A 26,726-nucleotide genomic window follows, 5' to 3' on the forward strand; every position below is an offset into this window, starting at 1 on the left:
TCAAGAATGAACGGATGATTCCATTTTATTAAAGGGAAGCAGTTCGGAGACGGTAACAAAGCGGAAGCCCCGCTGCTTGAGTTCGGGCAGGATTTGCTTTAGAGCCTCAACGGTCTGCGGATTTTTCTCCACATGGTCGTGAAACAGTACGATGTCACCATTCCTTGCATTATCGAGTACTTTACGGACGATTTTATCTACCCCAGGAGAACGCCAATCCTTCGTATCCTGATGCCATGACCAGAGTACGGTTAAATAGCCTGCTTCCTTTGAGGCCTCCACTATATTCTCACTATAAAATCCGCCAGGAGGCCGAAATAATCTCGGTTTGTGCCGGGTGAGCGAAGTGATTAGCTGCTCATTTTTCAAGATTTCCTGACGAATCTGTTCGATCGGGGTGCTCTGTTTGAAATACGGGTGATTATAAGTATGGTTGGCCAATTCATGTCCCTCATTCGCTTCCCTGCGGACAAGATCCGGGTACTTCTCCATGCGTTTGCCTACCACGAAAAAGGTCGCCTTGGCGTCATATTGCTTGAGCAAGTCGAGAATTTGCGGGGTTTGTGCCGCATTCGGGCCGTCATCGAAGGTGAGGGCGATGACTTTCTCATCGGTATTGATCTCCCATACGATCTCCCCCCGGGCTTCATAGTATTCCCGGCCTTTATCGTTGCTTCCGCCTTGCTTCTGAGCTGTAACGAACGAAGGGAAAGGAAAGGCGGCCAACACCATGGCGAGCGGCATCAATAGGAGAATTTTTCTAAATATAATGGATCGCATAGCTTCCTCCGGTAGTCTTTAATCTGTTCACAGGTTGTCCAGCCCTTCTCCATTCCATTCCGGGCATGGCTGGGTATGAAGCATAGTATTACCAAGTCCGCTTCCGATAATTTATCCGGCAGAATGTTCATATTAAAAAGCAAATATTATGGCATGGTCATATGAGATCAATGCCCCTTAAAGGTGATACGCAATGAGAATCAGATCTTGGATAGGGTTGCTTCTAATAGCCGTAATATGCACCGGATTGGAGCCGCCAGCTGCTGCCCGGGGACGCCCGGCAGATTCGGCCTTCCTAACGGTCAAGAGCTCTCCCTCCGCTTCATACGAAACGACTGGGGAACTGCCCTTCAAAGGGTTAAAGAAAGCCATTGCCGAAGCCGATCGTGTCCATGCAGGAGCTCTGCCTTATACGGACCGTTATCTGACTATAAGAAGCGGGGGGCAATCTTCGGTGTGGCAGGTAGGGAGAGACGGGAGGTTGTATAATGCGGAATCCGGGGAACGGCTGCAGTTGGCCGGAGAATGGACAGATAAGTTAAAGCAGTATGCCGACGAAATGAGCAGGAAGCATTACGGGGAGCTTGTAGACTGGACGGAGGCCCGTCAAGCGATTTCCGTTAAAAGCACAGTGACGTTGATCGATTTGGAGACAGGTCTGTCGTTCCGGGCACAGCGCAGAGCGGGGCGGCATCATGCCGATGCGCAGCCGGTTACGAAGGAAGATACGAAGGTGATGAAGCAAATTTATAATGATAAATGGAGCTGGAAAAGAAGGGCGGTTCTGATTCGCCATGGAGACAGGCTGTACGCGGCCTCTATGCATGGAATGCCGCATGGGGGAGACGGGATTCCGGATAACGGCTTCTCCGGGCATTTTTGCATTCATTTTCGGAACAGTACCACCCACGGCTCCAAAGCTAGAGACCCTGAGCATCAATTAATGGTTCATAAAGCCTCGGGCCGCCTGGAAGAGTATGTGCGAAGCCTGGGCCCGCAGGAGTTAGCAGATGCCTTCATCGCGGCCGTCCACCTCCAGCAGCATCACATGCTCGGATTATTTTTCAAATCTTCCCGTTCCCCGGAATATGTCCGTCTTATGGAAGAGGTACGTCCGCTGATCTCACTCCGTCCGATCCAACAAAAAAAGGAGATCAGTCAGGAAGCAACGGGATGGGCCGCGGAAATTCCGGCAGAGGTACAAATCGAGAGAGCAGGGCGGAAAGCGGTCCGGCACAAGCTGCTCTTTAGAATGCATAGGGATGCCGCTGGAAGCTGGGTTTTAGCCGGGGTGGAAGGACTTGCGAACGGCAAGCCATAGGAAATCCAACGAATAGGAGAGTGATCCTGGTGAAGCGATGGCTGTTCATATTCATATTACAGGCAATTTGGCTACCGCCTCTGATCCTTGGACCCGGCATAGCTTACGCCAAGCCCGATAAGATGAGGCCCAACATGAGCTCGGCGGCCGTGGTCATTGACGATTTTGGCAATAACATGAAGGGAACCGACGAAATGATCAATCTTCCTTTCAAAATAACCGTAGCGGTCATGCCTTTCTTGCCCTCGACCAAGCAGGATGCGGAGAAGGCATATAAGGCCGGGCATGATGTCATCGTCCATCTTCCGATGGAGCCCCTATCGGGGAAGAAGAGCTGGCTCGGCCCGGGGGCCATCACGACCGATCTGCCGGATGAGGAAATTCGCCGCAGAGTCCATGCCGCCATCGATGATGTTCCACATGCCATCGGCTTGAACAATCATATGGGCTCCAAAGCGACATCGGACCCGAGAGTAATGAAGGCTGTTCTGGAAGCATGCAGGGAAAGGGGACTCTTCTTCATCGACAGCCATACCCATTACCGCAGCGTTATTGCCCAAGTGGCCGAAGAGGTTGGGATCCCTTGCCTGGTGAATCATCTATTTCTGGATGACGTTAAGTCCAAGAAGCATATGACCAGGCAGTTATCTTATATGAAGGAGCATCTGGATGACCATACGCCTTGTATAGCAATAGGCCATGTGGGAGCCGGAGGCAAGCTGATGGCAGAGGTTCTGGCGGAAGTTATTCCCGGTATGAACAAGAAATTTAACTTTGTCGGAGTATCCGATCTGTTGGCCGAAATGTACCCTATGGTTTCCGATCGTTAACTAAAGCTCCCCGCAGCGGCAGGGGAGCTTTAGTGCTGAATCAGGCCAGGGGGCAGGTTGACTTCCGGATGTTTAAAGTGCCTGGCAGGACAATTTCCTGAGCCTGCATCCCGGCGGGCTCCTTGACCTGCTGGAACAGCAGCTCCACCGCCATGCCGCCCATTATTTTGGCCGGTTGGATTATGGAGGTGAAATAATCGACGTATTCTGCCGGCAGAGGGGAATACACGTCGTCGAAAGTAACCAGATTAATATCCTCTGGAATTTGTAAACGGTACTCGCTAATCACTCGGACAGCGGTTAACAAATCCGCCGCCTGGGCAATGAAGACAGCCGTCGGCCTGTTCTCCTGAACCAGGAGCTTTCGCATGGCCTGCTCCATCGTTACTCCGTCTCTGTCGAGATCGATCAGCCGCTCCGGACCGGCCTCTATTCCTCTTTCCAGCAGGGCAATCTGGAAACCGCGGATCCGGTCCTTATAGGTAGAGAAACGCGACGGCGTCACCATGGCGATATTGGAATGCCCGAGGGAAAACAAGTAATTCGTCAGATTCATCGCCCCGGACAGATTATCGCCGCGAACCAGGTGCAGATGTTCTCCTTCCACCCTCTGGTCCACCAATACGCAAGGGATTCCGCTCTGCTTAAGCTGAAGAAGGTGATCGCTCGATTCGTTCTTGCTCAGCAGGATGATCCCCTCGACATCGCGGGCCATCATTTGGCTGACCACCGCTTTTTCTTTATTCGGGCCGCTGGAGTTTCCAACAAGAACCATGTAATCCTTCTCGAAGGCTTTCTCCTCCACTCCCAACAGAATATCCATTCCGAAGGAATTGGCCGCAATGCTGCTCGTAAGAGGCAGCACCAATCCGATCATCATCGTCCCTTCATGGGACCGTTTCATCTCATTGGCGTTCAGATTCAGCTTTCGCATCGCTTCCCAAACGCTTTGTCTGGCGGCAGCGGAGACATTCTCATGATTATTGATGACCCGGGAAACCGTTGCTTTCGATACACGGGCCAAATCCGCAACTTCTTGAAGCTTCGACATTGCCGGTCTCCTCTCTGAAACGTTGCAATTTGATTCTAATCATAACTTAGGATTGTTTTTATTGTCAAAAGGTTGTACGGCAAAAAGGTGCAGCAATATTTAGGGAAACGAGGACCGGCTAAAATTTGCTTGATAGTTCCGGACAGACCTCTTACAATAGTGAATATGAAACGTTTCTGAAACATAACATAAACGTGAATTAGCAATAATTGTCTTTAATGAGAAGGAGGAAACCACTTTGACAAAACATTCAGAGGAACCAAAGCGGCACAGACACCTGATGAGCATGCGCAAGCCTGCCCTGAAATGGCTGGATGCCTTGCCGAGCGGAAATGGAACAATGGGAGCCATGGTATATGGAAGCATTCAGGAAGAAACGATCCTGTTAAATCATGAAGAGCTGTGGGAAGGAAGCCGTACGAAGCCGCTGCCCGATCTGTCCCGGCATTTGCCCGAAGTCAGAAGATTGCTGGCCGAAGGGAGGTACAGGGAAGCCAATAGATTGTATCCGGATAAGCTTAGAGAAGCGGATTATATCGTACAGACGGCCCGGTTTCACCCCGGGTTCGATCTCAAGCTGTGGACGGAGACGCATTATGCGTTCCGCGAATACGTTCGCGAGCTGGACATGGAGACAGGTCAGGTTTCTGTCCGTTGGTTGGATGGTCCCATCCGGTATGAACGCCGCCTGTTTGTTTCACGAAGCGATGATATGATCGCCCTCGTCATCCGAGCAGATCAGAAGGAAGCAATTTCGGTAGAGATGCGGCTTGAGCCTCATGATTTGAAGGATGCGGTGGATAAGGCCGGACGTCCGCTGGAACTTCCCTTTTCCTTTGAAAGCGCTGTCCAGGAAGAGTTCCTGATGATTACCGGGAAACGGCTGCGGGAAGGAACGGAATTCGGAGCCTTGGCCCGAATCGCTGCCGTTGGAGGAAGCCGCACGATCCGCGGCGATAAGCTCGAAATCACGGGGGCGGACGAGGTTCTGCTGCTGATCCGGCTATTCCCGAACGGGGACAGCCGTGCGGAGATGCCGAATCTGAAAGAGAAGCTGCTATCCCTGCCGCCTGACTACGACATGCTGTTCGAACGGCATCAGTCCGAGCATAGGGAGCTTTTCTTACGGGCAGAGCTTGATTTGGGAGCCTCGGAATCCGAAAGAGCAGGGGTGAACGAACAGATGCTGCTCGACGCTTACGCTGGAGAGGCCTCACCGGCATTTATGGAACGCATGTTTGATTACGGGCGCTACCTGCTTATGTCCAGCTCGCGGCCTGGGGGGCTTCCTGCCAATCTGCAAGGAGTTTGGAACGGTTCCTATGCTCCTCCCTGGTCCAGCGCTTTTTTCAACAACGAAAATATCCAAATGAATTATTGGCAGGCCATGCCCGGGAATATGCCGGAAACGATGCTGCCTTTTTTCGACTTCTTCGAATCGCTGGTTCCCGATATGAGGAAGAATGCGCAAGCTTTCTACGGCTGCCGCGGGATTCTTGCCCCGCTATTTGCCTCGCCAGACTCAGGCTTGAAGAAAAATTTGCAGCCCCACGTCGTTTACTGGACAGCCGGAGCGGGCTGGCTCGCCCAGCACTTTTACGATTATTGGCTGTTTACCGGAGACCGGGAATTTTTGCGGAACCGGGCGCTTCCTTTCATGAAGGAGTGCGCCTTATTCTATGAAGATTTCTTCTATGAAGGGGAGAACGGGTACTACATTTCATCCCCTTCGAATTCCCCGGAAAACTGGGCGGACGGGTCATTTGACGGGGCTCGGGAAATATCGGTTTGTGTCAACGCGACGATGGATTTCGCCGTGGCCAAGGAAGTGCTGAGCCATCTGTGCGAGGCTTGTGCCGAGCTAGGGATAGAGCCGGAGAATGTGGAGAAATGGGAGGCTATGCTTAACAAAATTCCTCCTTATGAAATAAACGAAGACGGTGCGATCCGGGAATGGATGCATCCGGATTTGAAGGATAATTACCACCATAGGCATCAATCACATATTTATCCGCTCTTTCCCGGTCTGGAGGTTACGGAGGAGACGCATCCGGAATGGTTCGAAGCCTGCCGTGTCGCCGTGGAGAAAAGATTGGTCATCGGCTTAAAGGAGCAGACGGGCTGGTCTCTGTCCCATATGGCCAACATTTACGCGAGGCTGGGAGAGGGAGACCGGGCGCTGGAATGTCTGGAAATTTCAGGCCGATCCTGTGTTGGAGACAATTTCCTTACTTATCACAACGATTGGCGGAGTCAGGGGATCACGATGAAGTCGATGTGGGGCTTCAGCGCTCCCTACCAAATCGATGCCAACCTCGGCTGGACCGCGGCGATGCTGGAGATGCTGCTGTTCTCCGCCCCGGGAATCATCAAGGTGCTGCCTGCTCTTCCCGGACGCTGGAAGCAAGGCAGCATACGGGGGATACAGGCGAGAGGCGGAGTGGAGGTCGCGATACGGTGGGATATGGAGGCCGCCCGTGCGGGGGTTCGGCTTCGGTCAAGCAGGGATCAATGGCTGACGGTCAAATTCCCGCGGGCCATAAGGCAGCTTGATTGTACCGGCGAGTGCAGGGATTCCTCCTATGGTCTACTCTACCGGGAAGTATTTGTTCAAAGAGGCCAGGAGCTGAAAATGGAGATAGAGTTCGACTCTTGAGCAGAAGAAAAGTCCGTTGCATGACAGACATTGGGTTGTCGTAATGATGAATCGGCTCACGCAAGTCATAAGCCCGTTTTCGGATAAAGGAGCGAGTGAAGGATGTTCTTCAGAATAGAACAGTTGAGCAAGCAAGTGGAGGAATTGGCGGAGTATCGTTACCGGGAGCAGAGGCGCCTTTCTCCTCTGCGCCTCAAGCCCGATCCTTCAGGAGAGGCGGCCGCATACCCGACAGAGGAAGGAGATTGGACCGAGGTGCGGATAGGGGACCGCTGGAAAGGGCAGGATGCCTATTTCTGGCTTGCGGCCGATACAGTCATCCCGCTGGAATGGAAGGACAGGAAGGTGGTCGGCAGATTTTGCTTCGGCAGCGGGGGAGGAGGAAATAATAGAGGCTTTGAAGCTCTGCTCTTTCTTAACGGACGGCTTTATCAGGGGGTGGACACGAACCACCAAGAGGTCTTTCTTCCGTCTGACTGTGCGGGCTCTCAGGTGTCGCTGAGGTTCAGGCTGTGGACGGGTCTCAACGGCTACGGCGCAAGGAGGCCGGTTGAGCATCAATTGATGCAAGCGGATTTGGCCTGGCTCGATCCGGCGGCCGACGATTTCTATTATACAAGCAGGGCGGTGATCGAAACCGTCCAGGTGCTGCCGGAGCATCAGCCGGAGAGGCATGAACTGCTGTCTGTGCTTCACCGGTCCTTCCTGCTCGTCGATTGGTCGCGCCCCGGCTCCCGGGCTTTCTACGATTCTATAGAAAGCGCTCTGCAGCGGTTGAAAGCCGGATTAGCCAAGCTTCCCAAGCATCATGCGGTAACGGTTCATTGCGTGGGACACACCCACATTGATGTAGCCTGGCTGTGGCGACTGAGGCATACGCGCGAGAAGAGCGCCCGCTCCTTCGCCACCGTTCTGCGTCTCATGGAGCTATACCCCGAATATGTCTTCATGCAGACACAACCGCAGCTTTACGACTATTTAAAGCAGGATTATCCCGAGCTGTACCGGGAAATCCGGGCCCGCATCGAGGAAGGGCGCTGGGAGCCCGGCGGGGCTATGTGGCTCGAGGCGGATTGCAATCTGCCTTCCGGGGAATCGCTGGTCCGCCAGCTTCTGGCGGGAACCCGGTTTATGAAGAGAGAGTTCGGCATCGAATGCAAATATTTGTGGCTGCCGGATGTGTTCGGCTACAGTTGGGCTTTGCCGCAAATTATGAAAAAAGCGGGCATCGAAGTTTTTATGACGACCAAAATAAGCTGGAACCAATACAACCGGATGCCGCATGATACATTCTATTGGCGCGGAATCGACGGAACCGACATCCTGACCCATTTTGTTACGACACCGGACCCCGGCGGGGGAGTAGGTGCCTTCTATTATACGTACAACGGAGGGGTAACTCCCTTCTCGGTAACCGGCATCTGGGAAGGATATCGGGATAAGGAAATCAACCGGGAGCTTCTGCTTTGTTACGGTTATGGAGACGGCGGAGGCGGGGTGAACCGGGAGATGCTGGAGATGAGGCGGCGTCTGGCCGAGCTTCCGGGAATTCCGCACGTAACGACCGGCCGGGCGGATGAATATTTTACCCGATTGCAGGAGCGGGTGGGTGCCTCGGAGGAATACGTGCATATCTGGGACGGAGAGCTGTATTTGGAGATGCACAGAGGAACCTATACGAGCCAAGCCTATAATAAGCGGATGAATCGGAAGCTCGAGCTTCTGTATCGGGAAGCCGAGTGGATGGGGGTGGCTGCCGGCCTGCTCGGCAAGGATTGGTCGCACTATCGCCAGGCCGAGCTGGAGGACGGCTGGAAGATCATACTGCGGAACCAGTTTCATGATATCATTCCCGGTTCATCGATTACGGAGGTTTATGAAGACAGCCGCAGGGAGTATGACGAAGCCTGGCGGACAGGGCAGCAAGTGTGGAGGAAGGCGGCTGAAGCCATCGTGGACTTGGTACCCAGCGGCCAGGTGGCCGTAACGGTGTTTAATTCCGCCCCTTGGACACGGTCTGAGCCGGTGGAGATCGAATTAGGGGAGACGGCCGGGCACGGTGTCTGGCGGGATGCCGGCGGAAGCAGGCTGGAAGCCCAGTATGACGGCAGGAAGTGGTGGGTCCGGGCGAAGAACGTTCCTTCCATGGGATGGACGACATTGTATTTTGACGGCCATTCGGCACCGGAACCGGCTTCGGAAGACAACGATGCTTTCTCCGTTACGGAAGGGGGGATTACAACCCCTTATTACGAGATCACATGGAATGAGAGCGGGCAGTTAACCCGCATCTATGATAAAGAGGCCGAACGCGAGGTGCTGCAGGAAGGCCGGCGGGGTAACGTGCTGCAGGTATTTGAGGATAAACCGAAAAGCCGCCACGAAGCCTGGGATATCGATATTTTCTATCAGGAAAAAATGAGAGAAGTCAACGAGCTTGCCGCAGTATCTTACCCCGACCTCGGTCCCTTAAGAGCGGTAATTCGCCGGGAATGGACCTACATGGACTCGAAAATAGTGCAGAATATGATCGTGTACAAATACAGCCGGCGCATTGATTTCGAGACGGAGGTCGATTGGCGCGAGCAAAGACGGCTGCTCAAGGCGGCGTTCCCGGTCGAGGTCCGGGCGACGGAGGCGACCTATGATATCCAATTCGGAAACGTGAAGAGGCCCACGCATTGGAACACCAGTTGGGATTATGCGAAATTCGAATCGGTAGGCCATCAATGGGCCGATTTGTCCGAGAGGGGCTATGGAGTCAGCCTGATGAACGATTGCAAGTACGGATATGACATTAAAGGCCAGGTTCTTCGCCTATCGTTAATCAAATCGGCGATGGCCCCGGACCCGGCTGCCGACCAAGGGCGGCATTCGTTTACTTATTCGCTGCTCCCACATCCCGGGGATTGGTTTGCAGGGGGAACAGTGCAGGAGGCGTGGGCGTTGAATCAGCCGCTTACATATACCAGGGGCCGGTCCGTGACCCCGAGCTTTGCCCTGTTTGCACTTTCTTCCGATCATGTGATGATAGATGCCGTCAAGAAAGCCGAGGACAGCCAACTGGTCGTGCTGCGCTTTCATGAATATGGAGGCAAGCGCGGGGAGGTGGACATCGAGTGCGGATTCCCGGTCGATTGGTGGCAGGAGTGCAATCTGCTGGAGAAGCCGGAGGGCGAACGCTTCTTGAACCGCCCCATCCGGACAACAATCCGGCCTTATGAAATCAAGACGCTGCTGATTTGCTGCAGATTATAGAGATAGCTATCGTGGGGATTCAGACAGACAGCCGGTTTCCCGAGCGAGTGCTTGTTCTATTAGAGTCGATAAAACCTGCTTCTTCAGGAGGGGAAGGATATGAAGAGAAAAGGATACAGACGCCTGTTATTCTCCTACCTGCCTATCTTTTTCTTTACCACTACGGCCATCATATTTCTTTCCGTGCTGTCCGCAAGCGAGCTTTCCAAGAAGGAGGCCATTCACGCCAACGAAGTCTTTGCGGAGCATGTCATGCAGATGATCGATCACACGATGCGGTCGATAGAGCAGCAAATCATCAAGGAAGTCCAGACGAACGACAAGCTGGCCCGGTTCTATGCCGAAAATTATAACGGGGCTTCGGCTATGACTCTTTATGAAATCTCAAATCTGCTGAGAGAATGGATAGTCAATGTCCCGATGATCGATTCGGTCTATTTGGTCCGTTCCTCCGACCTGACGATTTTGAGCAACCATTTCATGACTTCGGTGAAGGAGTTCGAAGACCGCGATTTTATTATGGAAGCGTTGAACCAGCACACCGCTAGGACTTACCGGTGGACGGATATAAGAAGCTACAAAGTGTTTGAAAATCAGCCGCGTCCCATCAAGGTGGTCACCCTCGTCAAACAAGTCCCTCTTCTGAGCGGTGAACAGGGCATTATTGCGGTCAATGTACAAACCTCCGCCATTGAAAATATGATGGAGGACTTGGCCGCCTCCAGCGTGAACTTTATCCGGCTGCTGGACCGGCAGGGGCATCCTATTCTGGGCCACGAGACGAAAGGGAAAGTATTGACCAGCAAGGAATCGGGCTATACCGGCTGGAAAATCGAGAGCGGCCTGGTCGGCGGCCGCTTGCCGGTCTTCATTTTTTCCTACTCATCCCAGGGCTTTGCCCTGAATCTGCTGCTGATCGGCATCGGATTAGCCTGGATGCTTGTAGTGACCCGCCGCAATTACCGGCCGATTGAAGCCATTGTGGCCCGGATCGATGCCTATGCTGCACAGAAAACAGGGCCACTCGCAGGCCAGGACGAATACCGGTTTATAGAAACGGCCCTGGATGATCTGGTGGAAAGATCGATTAATTATCAGAAGCAGAGGGAGAACGATCTGATCTATCGCAAAAGAATATTTTTCAAGGAACTGGTCGAGGGAGCCTCCCTCATAACACCGGAGCAATTCCAGGCGGAGATGCGGCTGCTGGGCTTTGAAGGCCATATCGGACAGATAGCGCTGGCGGCGGTGGAGCTCGACAAATATGCGGAGTTCAGTGACCGCTACGGCCAGAGGGACCAGTATTTGCTCAAATTCGCTCTCAGCAGCGTCATTGCGGAATTGTTCCAGAAGGACGGGATAACGGTTTGGATGGAATGGACCACGGCTTCGCAATTAAGCGTGATGGTCCATCTTCCGGATACGGCAGACGACATACGTTTCGCCGAACAAATATTCGAGAACGTGCTTCAATGGGTGAATGAGCATCTGGCTTTCACGGTCACCATAGGGCTCTCCTCCCTAACGGGAAAGATCGATGACGTTCCCGGTCTGCACGAAGAAGCTTTGGAGTCTTTGAAGTACAAGCCTGTTCTTGGCGGAAACCGGATTATCCGCATGGAAGCTGTAAAAATATGCCCGCAAGGGGAAATTTACAAGCATCTGAATTTACTGCGCTCTGTGGGCCGGAAGTACCGGCTGGGTGATGCGGAATGGGAGCCGGAATTGAAGCAAATGTTCCGTGAATGCGCCGACGGTCTTCTCACCCGCGACAATCTGTCGGCTATTCTCCACAATATGATTTATCATCTGCAGCGGGAAATGATGGAGCAGCCTCCGGAAATTCAGAAAATATGGAATGACGAAACTCTCCCCCTGCTGAACCGGGCCGTCGAGCGGATGGATACACTTGAGGAATTGGAGCGGGACCTGCTGTCCATTCTTAAGACGGCGGCAGGCCGGATGGAGCAATGGAGGGAATCCCGGAATCATGACAACCTGATGCTGCGGATCAAAGCATTCACCCATGAGCATTACTCCAACCCGGATCTGTGTCTTACTTATTTGGGCTGCCAATTTGACCTGAACGCCAAATATATCAGTCAGATGTTCAAGGATAAGCTCGGCATCAATTTCCTTGATTATTTGTCGGCGGTACGGATCGGCCATGCGGAGAAGCTGCTTACGGAAACCGACAAGCCGATTCAGGAAATCGGAGCCCTCGTCGGCTACACCAACGCGAGGTCTTTCCTGCGTGTGTTCAAGAAGGTAACGGGAGTGACGCCGGGGGAATATCGCAAGAAATAATGCCGTCAGGGAAAAATGACCCTTGAAGAAATATGACATATGGACTTCCGAACTAGGGGAAACAACAGCTTTCTGGAAATTTGTAACGCCACAGAATATTGACAATTGTCTGTGGAGGTAGATTCAGTTACATTGGATTTCAATCTTATGGAAGGAGAGGTGAGGCGGTGGAGCAGCCGTTAAACAGCCCGAACATACCTGCAGTGAATCGGAAATTATCTCTGGATCGCAAAAGAAGATTCAAGCAAAACCTTCCTTTGCTCATCATGTTTATTCCCGTCATCGCTTTTTATCTCATTTTTAAGTATGCGCCCATGGTTGGCGTGATCATCGCGTTCAAAAACTATAATTTTGCCGATGGGATTTTCGGGAGTCCGTGGGTCGGCATGAAAAATTTCCAGCTGTTGTTCAGCAACCCGAATTCACTGCTCATTATTCGTAATACGCTGATGCTGAGCCTGTTGAGTTTGTTTATCGGGTTTCCGTTTCCGATCATGCTCGCGATTTTGCTGAACGAGGTCAGGAGAATGTGGTTTAAGAAGGCGGTGCAGACCCTAGTCTTTCTCCCTCATTTTTTGTCGTGGGTCATTGTCGGGGGCATGGTGGTAACGATTTTCTCCCAGCAATCCGGGGTCATTAACCATCTTCTGGAGCAGTGGATAGGGTCCACCTACGCCTTCCTGTACAACGAGTTCTCCTGGATATCGATCTATGTCGGGTCGGGCATTTGGAAGGAAGCCGGATTCAGCGCCATTATCTATATGTCGGCCTTGTCTACGATCGACCCCAGCCTATACGAAGCGGCAAGCATAGACGGGGCCAGCAAATGGAAGAAAATATGGCATATCTCGCTTCCGGGAATTACCCCGGTCATTGTCCTCATGCTCATTCTTTCCATGGGAAGAGTGATGGAGGTCGGCTTCGATCAGGTCTATACCTTGCAAAACTCGGTGGTGGCCAACGTTTCTGAAGTCATCAGCACCTATATCTACAGCTTCGGCTTGCAGAGGGGGCAGTTCAGCCTGACGAGCGCCATGGGCTTGTTCGAATCGGTCGTTGGCTTTGTTCTCGTTGTACTGGCCAACACGATTGCCCGCAGGTTCGATCGCGGACTTTGGTAGGCCGCAGTTAATCCGAAATTCTTATATTTCAGGAGGGTCCGATGGGAAGAACGTCAGGTGAAAAATGGTTTATAGGAGCGGTCGCCGTACTATTGTTCATTGCCGGCGCCAGTTGCCTGCTCCCCTTGCTGCATGTTGCATCCGTATCGCTCAGCGATCCCCATTATGTCCGGTCAGGGGCGGTGACTCTATGGCCGCGCGGCTGGACGCTGGAATCCTACTCTTTGCTGTTTAAAGGGTCCAAAATTGTTAGCGCTTTAAAAAATAGTGTTATCCTCACCGTCGTCGGAGTTTTGCTGAGCATGCTCTTTACGACGCTGGCCGCCTATCCGTTGTCCCGCAACTATTTTTATTTCCGCCGTTTTTTTACTCTGGCCATCGTGTTCACCATGCTGTTCAGCGGCGGCTTAATTCCCACCTATCTGGTCATCAAGCAGTTGGGCCTGATCAATACATACGGGGCTCTGTGGCTTCCCGGACTCATAAGCACCTTCAATATGCTGATCATGCGCACGTATTTCGACGGAATTCCGGAAGAATTGGACGATGCCGCGCGGATGGACGGCTGTGGGGAGTGGCGTTATTTGATTCAGGTAGTGCTGCCGCTGTCGCTCCCGGTCATTGCGACGCTGTCCGTTTTCTATGCGGTCGGCTATTGGAACGCCTTCTTCTCGGTCCTGATCTATATCAACGATACGAGCAAATACAATTTAACCGTGCTGGTACAGCAGATGATCCAGAGCCAATCTTTAATGCAGGAGCTTAACGCAAGCGACATGCAAACCTTCATTACGCCCGAGGGAATCAAAACCGCAGGAATCGTGGTCATGGTTCTCCCGCTGCTGGCCGTCTATCCGTTCCTCCAGAAATACTTCGTCAAAGGCGTCATGATAGGAGCGGTCAAAGGGTAGCCGGATGCATGGGCGGGTAGGGAAAATGCAGAATGAACGGGCAAGATTGGATTCGCAACAGGGCCGGTGCCATGGCGAGTTTTCAAACAAATGTAACCTGTATGGCGGCAACGTTTCAGAGGGCGGATGTTACACGACTGAAGGTTACACGACCGCAGGCGTGGGAAGTGCACGGACGTGGCTGCAGCGCCTATTTATTTCAAAAAAGCGAGGGGTAGATATGATGCAAAGAAGAAGATCCAAATGGATGACCGCCGGAATGCTGCCGGCATTGGCAATGACGGTAGTGATGTCGGGCTGCTCAGGCGGAGGCTCTCAGCAGCAGGGTCAAGAGCCGGGATCGAAGAAGAAAGAGAACATAACGGTTTCGGTTTATGATCGCGGTCTGGTTCCCGAGAGTGAAGGAACGATTGAGAAGAACCGCTGGACGGAGTGGATTAACGAGAACGGACCGGCCAACGTCAAGTTCGTCGCCATTCCCCGCAACGATGCTACCGCGAAGCTGACGACCTTGTTCGCTTCCGGGAGCGCACCTGATTTGATCTTTGAGTACTCCAACACTCTGCGGGATCAGCTTTATTCACAAAAGCAGCTGCTAAGCGTTGACGATTTAATTGAAAAGCACAGCACAACTTATAAGAAGCTGCTTGAGGAATATCCGCTGCTGAAATCGGTCGCCACCATGCCGGATGGAAAAATGTACTCCTTCGGTAAAATCAACGGACTGCAAACGAATCATGCCCTCTATCTCCGGGCCGATTGGCTTAAGCAGGTCAATAAGGAGGTTCCGAAGACGACCGAAGAGCTCTATGAAGTGTTAAAAGCATTTACGGAGCAGGATCCGGATGGCAACGGAATCCAGGACACTTACGGCACATCACTCGCCTATATCACCAGTCATATCATCAATGCGATGTTCCAGAATGTACGCTGGGTCGTCGAGGACGGACAGCTGGTCCGCGATTGGGAAAGGGCCAAGGCGGCCACCGAGTTCAGGAAACGGCTTTATGATGAAGGCTTGGTTGACAAAGATTTTCTGACCGACAAGGGTGGGCAGAAGGCGCAGCAGGACTGGGTTAACGGAAAAATAGGCATGTGGGGGGGACAGACGAACGGTCCGGCCTGGTTTCAAATTTATGAGTCTTTGAAGAAGAACAATCCGTCGGCTGAAGTTATCGTCATTCCACTGCCGGAGAGCCCATTCGGCCAATTCAGTCCCACCATTCAAAATCCGGTGCAGCTTACTGCAATGATTAACGCCCAGGCCAAAAATCCGGAGGCCGTGATGGAGTATATCGATTTCATCTCATCGGAGTCGGCCGGAAAAACTTTGAAGTACGGATTGGAAGGCACCCATAGCACCCAGGGCTCCAACGGCTGTCAAACCTTCGTGGATAAGGACAAGGCCAAAGAGCTGTCCTACACGGATGATTTCAGAATGCTCTATTCCCCCGTATTGGAAGGCAAGTGCGGGAAATATGAAGAGACGTTGAACCAGGATATTCCGGTGGAGAAAGAGTTTTACGATCTGGTTAAAATGGCTGACGAAGCTTATTTGACCCCGGAAAGACCGATCGCGGACATTACGCATGGAGAGCATATGCCAACACCTCCGGAAGATATTCAGATGATTGTCTCCAGCGTCAACAAGCAGATCGATGATCTGTGGAATAAAGCCATCGTCAGCGGCCCGTCCTATACTGCCGATCAAGCCATGACTGAGGCGAAGACTCTGTGGGACAAGGCGGGAGGCAAGCAAGTCGAAGAATGGTATGCCAAATGGTACAGCGAAAACAAGGATACGGCGCTGCTGCGAGACAAATTGTATGAATTCAAGTGATAAAGCAAGCCCCCCTTGGAATTTGCAGGCGCTGTCGCGAAGTCCCCGGATTTTTCCTCTGCCGGAATGGGAGGATGGGGACATTAAAGCGCTGTTCTATGAGGGAATGCCTTACCAGGGCCGTTCCACCCGTGTCTTCGCTTACTATGCCCTGCCTGAATCGTCTGCGGGGAAGAAGGTGCCCGCCATCGTGCTGGCGCATGGAGGAGGGGGAACGGCTTTTAAAGAATGGGTGCGGCTGTGGAAGGACCGAGGCTATGCCGCCATTGCCATGGATTTGGAGGGCCAGCTCCCTCTGGGGAAGGACAGCCGGGGGTTGAGATCCGGGCATGAATGGGGAGGCCCGCGCAGGCAGGGAATTTTCGCCGATTATGGTGAATCCCAGGAAGATCAATGGATGTACCACGCGGTGGCGGATGTCATTCTTGCCCATTCCTTTATCCGAACCCTGGAACGGGTCGATGCAGAGCGGATAGGGATTAGCGGAATATCGTGGGGAGGGGTCATTGCGAGTATCGCAGCGGGAGTGGATCACCGCCTGGCCTTCTCCATTCCTGTATATGGCTGCGGATATTTATATGAAGCCGACAACCAGTATGGCGACAGCTTCAGGGAGATGCCGCCGGAGGCCGCCGCCATGGTGAAGCGCCTATGGGACCCGTCCTCTTATTTCCGGCAAGTCTCGATTCCTGTGCTATGGGTCAATGGGGGCGAGGATTCTCACTTTCCGCTGCATTTGACCGGCAAATCATATGAGGCCGCTCATAACGGCATCCCCGGGTCCGCGATGTGCATTCATTTTGGCTTGGGTCATTCCCATCACGCAGGGTGGAGTCCGCCGGAAATTTATGCCTTCGCCGATCATGTGGCCCGGGGCGGAAAGCCGCTTGTACAAGTCATTCGTCAAGATTCGGACGGAAAGCAAGCTCAAGCTGAATTCCGCTCCGACATTGCCGTAACCAAGGCGGAGTTGAGGGTATCCCATTCGGATAAGTATAAAGTCGAATGGGAGCCTCGGGAAGCCCGAATCGACAAGGATACCGGCAAAATTAGCGCCGAGCTCCCGGAGCAAGCGGCTGCGTATTTTTTTCAAATCGTGGACGAATGGGGAAGGCTGGTGAGCACTCCCCTTGTGAGTCTTCAATAAAGATAAAGGCGGATAAAGCTTTGCCCTCGAACCCGTGCCGGGACAGGTCAACGGGTGGGCATTTTTAAACTCAAACCAAGATGGAGGATGGAATCGGAATGCAGTACAGACGTTTAGGAGCCAGCGGCTTGAAGATAAGCGAAATTGGCTTGGGCAGTTGGCTGACCTATGGAAATTCAATGGAAGAGAAGCAATCGGAAGCGGTCGTGGACAAGGCTTACGAGCTGGGGATCAATTTTTTCGATACGGCCAACATGTATGGCAGAGGTGCCGCAGAACGAATCATGGGCAAGGCGTTGTCAAAATACCCGCGGCATTCCTACGTCATTGCGACGAAAGTGTTCCATCCGATGGGGGACGGGCCTAACGACAGAGGGCTGTCCCGCAAGCATATTATGGAGCAATGCGAAGCCAGTCTGCGGCGGATGGGTGTCGATTATATCGATTTGTATCAATGTCACGGCTACGATTCGAACACTCCTCTCGAGGAGACGCTGCGGGCGTTGGATGATTTGATCACGCAGGGGAAAATTGTTTACGCCGGGGTAAGCCGCTGGAAGGCGGCCCAACTTGCGGATGCCGTCCACACTGCCGAGAAGTATAACCTGGACCGGATCATCTCCAATCAGCCCCAGTACAGCATGTTCGCGCGGGGTCTGGAGCAAGAGGTGCTGCCCTTGTGCGAACGGCACGGGATCGGGCAGGTCGTCTTCTCTCCGCTGGCTCAAGGGGTGTTGACCGGAAAATACAAGCCGGGCATGGCTCCGCCGGAAGATTCCCGAGCCGCCGATCCGAAATCGAACATGTTCATGCAATCATTCATTCAGGAAGCAAATCTGGTTAAAGTGGAGAAAATGCGGCCGATTGCCGAGAGAAACGGGCTTAGTATGGCTCAGCTTGCTCTGGCTTGGATTCTGAGGCAGGATAATGTGGCCAGCTGTATAATCGGCGCCTCCCGTCCGGAGCAGGTGGAGGATAACGTCAAGGCGGCGGGAGTGAAGCTGCCGGCCGGAGATCTGGAAGAAATCGAAGCCATTTTAAACGGATAATTCGGTTTTTCATCGACGTAGGGCAGTTGACGATAGCCAATCGTGAGCGGCTTCGAGCCGGCAGGCAGGCTGATTTACCGGGAGTGAATTATAGACATTTTATAGTTAAGTCGCTTACTCTCTTTTGCATTATAATGGTCGTAAGTAAGGGGGATCGGTAGAAAATGCAGCCGGAGCCGCCCGCCATCCGATCCTGAAAGGGCTGTCATGGCCTGTCTTGTCAGCTTTGTCGGTCCGAGGCACGAATCCATTATGAGGAAAGAGGGTAAGGACAATGGAAAAGGTTGATTTGGAGAAGCTGGCTTTAAACGGTGGAGCTCCTGCCCGGAGCAAGCCGCTCCCGCCCAATTATCCGGGGGCAGTCGTCATGGGAGAGGAGGAGGCGGTTCACGCCGGTCAGATCATTAGGGCCCAGTCTCCTTTTCGCTTCTATGGGCCCGATGTGCGGAACGCGGTAACGACGCTGGAGAGCATGATGGAGCGGGACTTGAATGTCCCTTATGCCTTGGGGGTAACCTCCTGTACGGCCGCTCTTGTAGTTGCTTTGAAAGCTTTGGGGATAGGATATGGGGATAAGGTCATTGTTCCCGCCGTCACTTTTCTGGCTACGGCCGGAGCCGTAGTATCCGCCAATGCGGTACCGGTTTTTGCCGATGTGGATGAGAGCTTGAATCTTGATCCCGCCGACTTGGAGCGCGTCATGGATGAGGAAGTGAAAGCGATTATCGCGGTCCCCATCCTCGGCGTTCCCTGCGACATGGACCCGATTATGGACTTTGCCCGCAAGCATGGAGTTCCGGTTATCGAGGATGTGGCCCAATCCTGCGGGGTACAGTACAAGGGTCGTTACGCCGGGGCTATCGGCGATGTCGGGGTTTTCAGCTTTCAGATGAATAAAATCATTACCGCCGGCGAAGGTGGAGCGGTGGTCACTCACAGTGCGGAACTATATGAGCGTGCGGCAAGGTATCATGACCAGGGGCTGCTGCGGCCGCAGTTGAAGGAGCGTCACGGGCTGAATCCGGATGAGGAAACCGCGGCGTTCATCGGGCAAAACTACCGGATGAGCGAAATTACCGGAGCCGTTCTGATCGAGCAATGGAAGAAGCTGGACGGAATCGTGGCGACGATGAGGATCCATCACCGGTATTTGAAACAGGCACTGGCTGACAGTGTGCCGGGCATCCGGTTCCGTTCTTCCCCGGATGAGGAGGGTGATATCGGGTCCAATCTCGGGATCATCCTGCCGTCGGCTGAGCAAGCACAGACCTTCATGAAGGCTATGCAGGCGGAAAATATTACTGCCCATACGTTATATGGAAATCTCCCGGTTTACAGGGTTCCGCAAATTTTTCATCAGCGGACCGCAGAGAAGGATAACTTCCCTTTCAATTACCCGTTTCAAAAACCGGTTATCTATACGGAGGACATGTGTCCGCGGGCGGTTGACCTGCTGCCGCGCACCGTCTTCGTACCGCTCAGCCCGGTGCTGGAGCAGAACGATCTGGATGAAATCGTCAGCGGCATAACGAAAGTCTATCGGACCCTGGACTAGACGGCAAGAGCGGGACACCCGCCTTGGAGACAGGGATGAATGCAGTCCGATGACAACGTATATGAAATAGATAAGAAAGCCTGCTTCCCGTTCCGGGCTGCGGGCTTTTTCTCCGGGATTCGAAATCGGTGGTCTGTTCTTTCGCAGAAGGAAGAGGTATTAAGGGGGCTGTGGAAGCTAAAAGAGAGCTGGTGCCGGGGAACGGGATGGAGGCTGAATCAGGTCCGGAACCCGAACCGGAACCCGAAACCCGAACCCCGAACCCCGAACTCGGAAATGGAGCCGCAGCCCTGTTTACCAGATTGACATCGGTGCCGGACAAATGCTACCCTTCAAATAAGTGGACTTACTTGTATTGGACAACAAAATTATAAATACGGAACAACCCACCATTCGTTCACGTATTTGACAGGAGAGATGAAGACGATGTTATTTTCAAAGTTACTGGTAGCTTATGACGGGTCCGAGACTTCGAAGAAAGCTCTGGATAAGGCGATCAGCTACGTCAAGGAAAATCCGGCAGCCCAGATGGAGGTCGTCTACGTCCTGAACATGCAAAGCCTCATTATAGGAGAAGCGATGATTAACATTCCGGTTCACCTCGAGAATGAGATGTACGAGCAGGCGGAATCCGTCGTGAAGGAAGTGAATGAGCGGCTGGCCGAGTTCTCTGGAGCGAAGGCGATTCTCAAGCGCGGTGCGCCGGCCCGTACGATTCTGGAGTATGCGGAGGAAGGCGGCTTTGACGTCATCGTCATCGGAAGCCGCGGGCTTGGCGGACTTCGCGAGTTCATGCTCGGAAGCGTCAGCCATAGCGTAGCCCAGCATGCCGAAATTCCGGTGCTTATTGTGAAATAACAACTGAGATAACAGTTAGCATGAGGTAGGCCCCGAGGAACCGGGGCCTTTTAGTTTGCGGCGTGCCCAGTCAAGCATGCCGCATCAAAAAAGTGAAGCTCCGCTCACGGCATCCTCCGTCTGGTTGCGGATGGGAAACTATGAGCAGCAGAGACATTCCGCAAGGAGGCTGACGGCGCTGGGGGAAGTGGAGGCGATGAACGCCTGACCGGCATTCCAGGAGGCCTGAGCTACCTGGGCCCGGGCATTCTCTGTGGTCAAGCGTTAAGACGGCCGAACAGCTCCGACACTTGCCGGACGGTCCGGCGGATGATGTCGGCCGCCCCTTCCGTCCGGCACAGGGCGGAGGCCTGTCCCGCCCATAGCGACATGCCTTCGGCATCGCCGGCCCTCGCGGCCGCTTGCCGGATATCGCGCGTCAGGGCATTCTGGACGGGGTAGGGCGGTATCCGCGCCTCGCATCGCTCCATGTCCGCGATGAACGAGTTGCGGATGCCGCGCGCGGGCTTGCCCGAGAACGCTCGGGTCAGCGTCGTGCTCTCATCGGTGGACCGCTTAAGCTCCTCCTGGTAGCGGGGGTGAGCCCCGCTCTCCAGAGCGGTCAGGAAAGCGGTCCCCATCTGCACGCCCGACGCGCCGAGAGCGAGCGCAGCGGCTACCCCGCGCCCGTCCATAATGCCGCCGGCGGCGATGATCGGCACGCGGACGCGGTCGGCGATCTGCGGGATGAGCGCCATCGTGCCGACGAGCGCCTGCTCGTGCGGGACGGCGAATGTGCCGCGGTGACCGCCGGCTTCGCTGCCCTGGCCGACGATCAGGTCGATCCCGGCCTGCTCCAGCTGGACGGCCTCGCTCACCGTAGTCGCCGTGCCGATGGTGACGATGCCGCGGCTTCGCAGCCGGTCGATCACATCGCCGGAGGGCTGCCCGAACGTGAAGCTGAACGCCGGCACCCGTTCCTCCAGCACAGTCTTGAGCTGTTCTTCGAACGGTTCACTGTACCGGTCGGGAGCCGGCGGGGCTTCCGGGAGGCCGAGCTTCCGGCGGTACGCACCGAGCGCTTCGTTCATCGCTGCGATGTCCTCGGGCCGCACTTCGTACGGCTCCGGAATGAACAGGTTGACGGCGAACGGCCGGTCCGTCAGCTCGCGGATGCGGCGAATGGCTTCGCGGATTTGCTCCGCCGTCATGTAGCCGGCGCCCAGCGAGCCGAGTCCGCCGGCATTGGAGACGGCGGCGACGAGCTCCGGCGTCGTGCCGCCTCCGGCCATCCCGGCCTGGATGATCGGGTAGCGAAGGTTCAGTTTTTCGCTGACAGCGGTTTGGTACCAGGGCAAGGAAGCGGAGGATGGGGCGGCGTTCGTGTCGGTAGAAAGCCCCGAAGCAGTTTCATTGGCAGAGAATGCGGGCGTAATGTTTGGTTTGGCCATACATATCAGCTCCTTTTTATCGAATGATCTTTAGACTATTGCTGAGCTGTCAGTTCATGGTGGATAAAGCGAAATTAAGATGATTGTGCCGGGGTAAAAGTTCAACGGCTGTGTAGCAGCAATGAAACCGGACAGGCAGCGATGTCACATCCGAGGCCAACGATTCTGTAACGGATTAACAATGGCGCACAACAAATGGCAGTTGAACAGTACAAGGCAACATGGCACAATAGATGGCCCTGAGCCTGTAACGATTAACAATGGCGCACAACAAATGGTAATTGAACAGCACGGGCATCAATGACACAACAGACGGTAATGAAACTGTAACGGACTTAGGAAGGCTGTCGATTCATTTGGGAAAGGTATTACAACAGGATGTTGTACTAGTGAAAAGTCTGATTGATATAGTATCAATGAAACTAGTTATGGTTAAACAGCGAAAATGTAACGGAACTGGGAGACCCTATTTCGTCAAAATAGGCCGTTTTTTTAAACTAACGGAACCAGGCGCGCTTATTGCTTGGAATTCTCCTACTTTCGCGAGCATTTCTAGGGAATAAGGTCATCTGGTTCCGTTAAAATGACCGAAAGGCCCTTTTGGGGCGAATAAGGTCATCTGGTTCCGTTAAAACCAAAACCCTGCAGGATCTTCGCATGATCTCTGGTTGCATACCATTAATCGACAGCCTCTTAGGGGACCTTATTCTGCCCAAATCGGCCGTTTTTTCGTGCTAAACGGACACAGATGCGCTTATTTCATAAATTTCTGCTGTTTTCGCCTGCGTTTCGTATAAATAAGGTCATCTGAGTCCGGTAAAATCGCTGAAAAGCCTTTCTGGACCGAATAAGGTCTCTGGTGTCCATTGCAACCAATATTGCTAAGCTGGACATGCATCCTAATTATCCGCAACCGCATATGTTTCCGGGCAATTCATCCGAAATCATGGAACGAACAGGCTCGTCCATGTGGATGAAGTGAAAATTCGATGTGCCGCTGGCCGGAAAGCGGGACCTTATGACAAAATGCGGCCGGATGCCGCAATCCGCCCACGCCTTCCCGCGGAGCGGGAGTTCAAACCTATTATAGTCTATAGAAGTTTCCCTCTTCTACTTTTTATCATGAAGGTTGAAGAATCGGGCAGCCAGCTGTCCATTTAATATCCGGCGAGAAGAAAGGTGGTTCGCTCCGAAAAAGATGGCGATTTGCTAGTTTTTGGTGTGCAAAGGCTGGACCCTCGTACCATATGTGCACATTTAACTGTATGATATTTCATACCAAGGAGCCTCACTCACGGAATTAGTACGCCCATCTGTACGGTATTTCATACAAAATGCACCCGTTCGCTTCAAGCTAACACGCATTTGTACCTCTAGCAGGCAGTTTGCTGCCGGGGACGCAGAGGTTGAGAACAAAGGAAAGGGGAAAGTGGAAACTTGAGCACCTACGGAACGGCTCCATACCAAGTCCTGTTAATTCACGGAGGGCCCGGGGCGGCCGGAGAGATGGCCCCTGTTGCAGAGAGGCTGAGCGGCGAAACAGGTGTGGTCGAAGCATACCAAACCAAACGAACGATAGATGAACTGTTGACAGAATTAGATGACATCATTGACAAAGCATGTGACTCCCCGGTTACATTATGCGGCTATTCCTGGGGAGCTTGGCTGTCCTATATATATTCCGCAACATACCCTGACAAAGTAAGAAAGCTCATACTCATCAGCAGCGGGCCCTTCTATGAACACTATGCCCCTGAGATCGCGGCAGCCAGAAGGAGCAGAATGTCTGAGGAGGACAAGCTGGCTCATGATCGTCTGGTGAGCAAACTCAATCGTAACGGGACTACGAAATCCGATGATTTACGAGATTTCGGCAGGCTGATGACCCAAATAGACAGTTATGCTCCCCTTCCATTGGAAGCCGATTCCATGAATGTAGACATGGAGATTTATCAGAGGATTTGGCCGGAGGCCAGCAGTCTGCGGGCAAGCGGCAAGCTGGCGGAGTATGGAACAAGCATTTCTTGTCCGGTTGTAGCGATCCATGGAACCTATGATCCTCATCCGTATCAAGGCGTTATCGAGCCTTTATCCGGACGCGTTAAAGACTTCAAGTATATTTTGTTGGAGAAATGCGGACATACTCCGTGGATCGAAAGATATGCACGAGACCGTTTTTACGAAGTGCTCCTTCCAGAATTGGAAAAATAGCCCTATCCCTCATCAATAAGTTGCCGTTTTTTAAGTGAAAAACTTAATAAAAGTGAACATTCGGTGAACCCCGTCCTCAAACCGGCAGGGGCATGCTACAATGAAACAAAATACGGTAAAGAGGTGACTGCGTTGTGGGCACAGCGATGGTTGTTTCTTTCATATGCGTGATCATTGTATCCGCTATGACATTCTGGGTGACCCGGCTAGCCTATTCCAGGAAATGGGAGGAATCGGATTCGGATTAATTCCATTCATTTATTAAGACAGCACCGATAATAGTTATAGAGTAATTAACCGGCCATTCTCATGCGAAGCGGCCGGTTTTTTGCATAGGCTGCGATATAAATTAACGAGCCTGTTGTCCGGTGCTCTTATATTCTTTCGCCACATGACGCCGCTGCAGCGCTGCAAGGAGGGCGCCCGGGCACCAAAGCTTGCAGGCATATTTTACTCAAGAAAAATATTTCCAACATATAAACCAAGAACCGGCGGTATGCCGGATGGGGTGTCGAGTCGGTCCCGGCCGGCGCTTCCGCAACCCTTCAAGGCACGCTGCTGCTTTGTCTGGATATCTCTTGAGCGATCCATTCGTCTTTGCTTTCTCACGAACGCATCGGCTTCCCCTTCTCCTTCTCCTTTCGATTTTCAACCCTTCCTATCCGGAAAACGTGAGTGGAGGCTGATTAAGGAAGACCCGGAAAATGACGGCGATATGGCACCTTTAGCCTTAGCTTGATTATTTTGGCAAAATATTTCACAATAAAAGCAAAGCAGAGCTTCGATTTCATACCGCTGAGTGCTTGACCGATACCGTTGCAAACCGATGAACCTTATTTCAAAAAAAGGGAAGAGGAGGGGCTCAGGCCTTGAAAAACGCAGCAGCCAGTACTAGCATTGTTCTGCGCCTGGAAATCGACAAGGAGCAAACATCCTTCGGACAGATCGCGACCGCAATTGGCGACGCCGGAGGAGATATTATCGCCGTCGACGTTACCCGGGCGGGTAAAACCTCGACGACCCGGGATATCACCGTTCAACTGACGGACGCCTCGCTCAGTCAAGACCTCGTCCGAAGCGTCGCCCAATTGCCCGGCGTCCAGGTAATTAACGTCTCAGATTCGACGTTCTTACTTCATCTGGGCGGCAAAATTGAAGTGACGCCGAAGATGCCGATCAAGAACCGCGATGATCTGTCCCGCGTCTATACGCCGGGCGTTGCCCGCGTGTCGATGGCGATCCACGAGAAGCCATCCCGCGCCCATACGCTGACGATCAAGCGCAATACGGTGGCGGTCGTCTCCGACGGAACCGCCGTGCTCGGGCTCGGGGACATCGGCCCGCTCGGGGCGATGCCGGTCATGGAAGGCAAGGCGATGCTGTTCAAGCAGCTGGCGGGCGTCGATGCTTTCCCGATTTGTCTGGATACCCGGGACACGGAGGAAATCATCCGCACCGTCAAAGCGATCGCCCCGGCCTTCGGCGGCATCAACCTCGAGGACATCTCGTCCCCGCGCTGCTTCGAGATTGAGCGGCGGCTCAGCGAGGAGCTCGACATCCCCGTGTTCCATGACGATCAGCATGGAACGGCAGTCGTGCTCCTGGCAGGCCTGCTCAATGCAGTGAAGCTCGTCGGCAAGCGGCTCGCCGACTGCAAAATCGTGCTGTGCGGGCTCGGCGCGGCCGGCATCGCCTGCACGAAAATTTTGCTTGCCGCCGGCGCGCAGAATATCATCGGCGTCGACCGCTGCGGCGCGCTCGTCGCGGGGAAGACGTATGCGCATGAGGCGTGGAATTGGTACGCCGCGCATACGAATCCCCACCGCGAGCAGGGAGCGCTATCGGACGTCATCGCGGGAGCCGATATTTTCGTCGGCGTCTCCGCTCCGGGTGTCCTGCGGGTCGACGACGTGAAGAAGATGGCGCCGGACGCGATCGTGTTCGCGATGGCGAATCCGACGCCGGAGATCGCGCCGGAGGAGGCCGAGGGCTACGTGCGCGTCATGGCGACGGGCCGCTCCGACTATCCGAACCAGATCAACAACGTGCTGTGCTTCCCCGGCTTATTCCGCGGCGTTCTCGATTGCCGGGCGTCGCGGATTACGGAAGGGATGAAGCTGGCAGCCGCGAAGGCGATCGCTTCGGTTGTCGGGGAGGATGAGCTGAACGAGCTGTACATTATCCCGAGCGTGTTCAACCAGAGCGTAGCCGAGAAGGTAAGAGAGGCGGTCATCGATGCGGCTTATGCAGAAGGTGTAGCCCGCCGCAGGGATTTTCGCGAGAACAAATAGCTGAATCGCTTTGTCGGAATCTATCAGAGCGTGGCTGGTTGGAGAGACGGCTTCCTTGTAACCGATAATGCTCCATAGTTGAGTTACTTTCCGACAGATCGTTTTGTTCG

General features: G+C 53.5%; 19 protein-coding genes. 15 read left to right on the forward strand and 4 right to left on the reverse strand.

All coding sequences use genetic code 11. From position 1 onward, the window contains the following. Entirely contained in the window at positions 1-780 is a 780-nt protein-coding gene (locus tag FS806_RS07060; RefSeq protein ID WP_144933901.1) for a polysaccharide deacetylase family protein, read from the reverse strand. 193 nt (positions 781-973) lie between these two features. On the opposite strand from FS806_RS07060, the gene FS806_RS07065 reads away from it, so the two are divergent. Next, complete coding sequence (locus FS806_RS07065; RefSeq protein ID WP_144933903.1) at positions 974-2,101, forward strand: hypothetical protein; 1,128 nt, start codon at positions 974-976, stop codon at positions 2,099-2,101. Positions 2,102-2,130: 29 nt separating this feature from the next. Continuing rightward, a complete protein-coding gene (locus tag FS806_RS07070) occupies positions 2,131-2,931 on the forward strand; it encodes a divergent polysaccharide deacetylase family protein (RefSeq protein WP_225312484.1) in 801 nt (266 codons plus the stop codon). Positions 2,932-2,971: 40 nt separating this feature from the next. Here the strand turns inward: FS806_RS07070 and FS806_RS07075 are convergent, their stop codons facing one another. Next, positions 2,972-3,982, reverse strand: a complete 1,011-nt coding sequence (locus tag FS806_RS07075) for a LacI family DNA-binding transcriptional regulator (RefSeq protein WP_144933905.1) — start codon at positions 3,980-3,982, stop codon at positions 2,972-2,974. 238 nt (positions 3,983-4,220) lie between these two features. Between FS806_RS07075 and FS806_RS07080 the strand changes: the two genes are divergently transcribed. The 11 genes from FS806_RS07080 to FS806_RS26615 all read left to right on the forward strand — a co-directional run bounded on the left by FS806_RS07080 (position 4,221) and on the right by FS806_RS26615 (position 20,892). Beyond that, positions 4,221-6,638 carry a glycoside hydrolase family 95 protein gene (locus FS806_RS07080; protein ID WP_144933907.1) on the forward strand — a complete coding sequence of 806 codons (2,418 nt, stop codon included), beginning with the start codon at positions 4,221-4,223 and terminating at the stop codon, positions 6,636-6,638. Between the two features lie 102 nt (positions 6,639-6,740). Next, positions 6,741-9,896 (forward strand): alpha-mannosidase, encoded by a 3,156-nt coding sequence (locus tag FS806_RS07085; RefSeq protein WP_144933909.1) that lies wholly within the window; start codon positions 6,741-6,743, stop codon positions 9,894-9,896. Positions 9,897-9,995: 99 nt separating this feature from the next. Next, on the forward strand, positions 9,996-12,203 hold the full coding sequence (locus tag FS806_RS07090; RefSeq protein ID WP_144933910.1) for a helix-turn-helix domain-containing protein: 2,208 nt from the start codon (positions 9,996-9,998) through the stop codon (positions 12,201-12,203). Between the two features lie 266 nt (positions 12,204-12,469). After that, positions 12,470-13,324, forward strand: coding sequence for an ABC transporter permease (locus FS806_RS07095; protein WP_144934014.1), 855 nt, complete (start codon positions 12,470-12,472; stop codon positions 13,322-13,324). Between the two features lie 41 nt (positions 13,325-13,365). After that, the gene (locus tag FS806_RS07100) at positions 13,366-14,235 is read left to right on the forward strand and encodes a carbohydrate ABC transporter permease (protein WP_144933912.1); all 870 of its coding nucleotides are present in this window, start codon (positions 13,366-13,368) and stop codon (positions 14,233-14,235) included. 220 nt (positions 14,236-14,455) lie between these two features. Then, entirely contained in the window at positions 14,456-16,075 is a 1,620-nt protein-coding gene (locus FS806_RS07105) for an extracellular solute-binding protein (RefSeq protein ID WP_260982016.1), read from the forward strand. Beyond that, entirely contained in the window at positions 16,062-17,222 is a 1,161-nt protein-coding gene (locus FS806_RS07110) for an alpha/beta hydrolase family protein (protein ID WP_186328243.1), read from the forward strand. The genes FS806_RS07105 and FS806_RS07110 overlap by 14 nt, the downstream gene beginning before the upstream one ends. Before the next feature lie 98 nt (positions 17,223-17,320). Further along, positions 17,321-18,271: an aldo/keto reductase family protein gene (locus tag FS806_RS07115; protein WP_144933918.1), complete on the forward strand. Its 951-nt coding sequence runs from the start codon at positions 17,321-17,323 to the stop codon at positions 18,269-18,271. A 274-nt stretch (positions 18,272-18,545) separates the two neighbouring features. Further along, entirely contained in the window at positions 18,546-19,826 is a 1,281-nt protein-coding gene (locus FS806_RS07120) for a DegT/DnrJ/EryC1/StrS family aminotransferase (RefSeq protein ID WP_144933919.1), read from the forward strand. Positions 19,827-20,252: 426 nt separating this feature from the next. Further along, positions 20,253-20,684, forward strand: a complete 432-nt coding sequence (locus FS806_RS07125) for a universal stress protein (protein WP_144933921.1) — start codon at positions 20,253-20,255, stop codon at positions 20,682-20,684. Positions 20,685-20,760: 76 nt separating this feature from the next. After that, positions 20,761-20,892, forward strand: coding sequence for a hypothetical protein (locus FS806_RS26615; protein WP_260982017.1), 132 nt, complete (start codon positions 20,761-20,763; stop codon positions 20,890-20,892). 49 nt (positions 20,893-20,941) lie between these two features. Here FS806_RS26615 and FS806_RS07130 read toward each other — a convergent pair whose 3' ends face one another. Further along, positions 20,942-22,114: an NAD(P)H-dependent flavin oxidoreductase gene (locus tag FS806_RS07130; protein WP_144933923.1), complete on the reverse strand. Its 1,173-nt coding sequence runs from the start codon at positions 22,112-22,114 to the stop codon at positions 20,942-20,944. Positions 22,115-23,551: 1,437 nt separating this feature from the next. Here FS806_RS07130 and FS806_RS07135 point away from each other — a divergent pair. Further along, positions 23,552-24,325, forward strand: a complete 774-nt coding sequence (locus FS806_RS07135; protein ID WP_222126606.1) for an alpha/beta fold hydrolase — start codon at positions 23,552-23,554, stop codon at positions 24,323-24,325. 450 nt (positions 24,326-24,775) lie between these two features. On the opposite strand, the gene FS806_RS26080 is transcribed toward FS806_RS07135, so the two are convergent. Next, on the reverse strand, positions 24,776-24,916 hold the full coding sequence (locus FS806_RS26080; RefSeq protein ID WP_222126607.1) for a hypothetical protein: 141 nt from the start codon (positions 24,914-24,916) through the stop codon (positions 24,776-24,778). 278 nt (positions 24,917-25,194) lie between these two features. On the opposite strand from FS806_RS26080, the gene FS806_RS07140 reads away from it, so the two are divergent. Next, complete coding sequence (locus FS806_RS07140) at positions 25,195-26,616, forward strand: NAD-dependent malic enzyme (RefSeq protein WP_144933925.1); 1,422 nt, start codon at positions 25,195-25,197, stop codon at positions 26,614-26,616. The last annotated feature ends 110 nt before the right edge of the window (positions 26,617-26,726 follow it).

This window comes from Paenibacillus sp. 32O-W, from assembly GCF_007679495.1.
Lineage (GTDB): Bacteria > Bacillota > Bacilli > Paenibacillales > NBRC-103111 > Paenibacillus_L > Paenibacillus_L residui.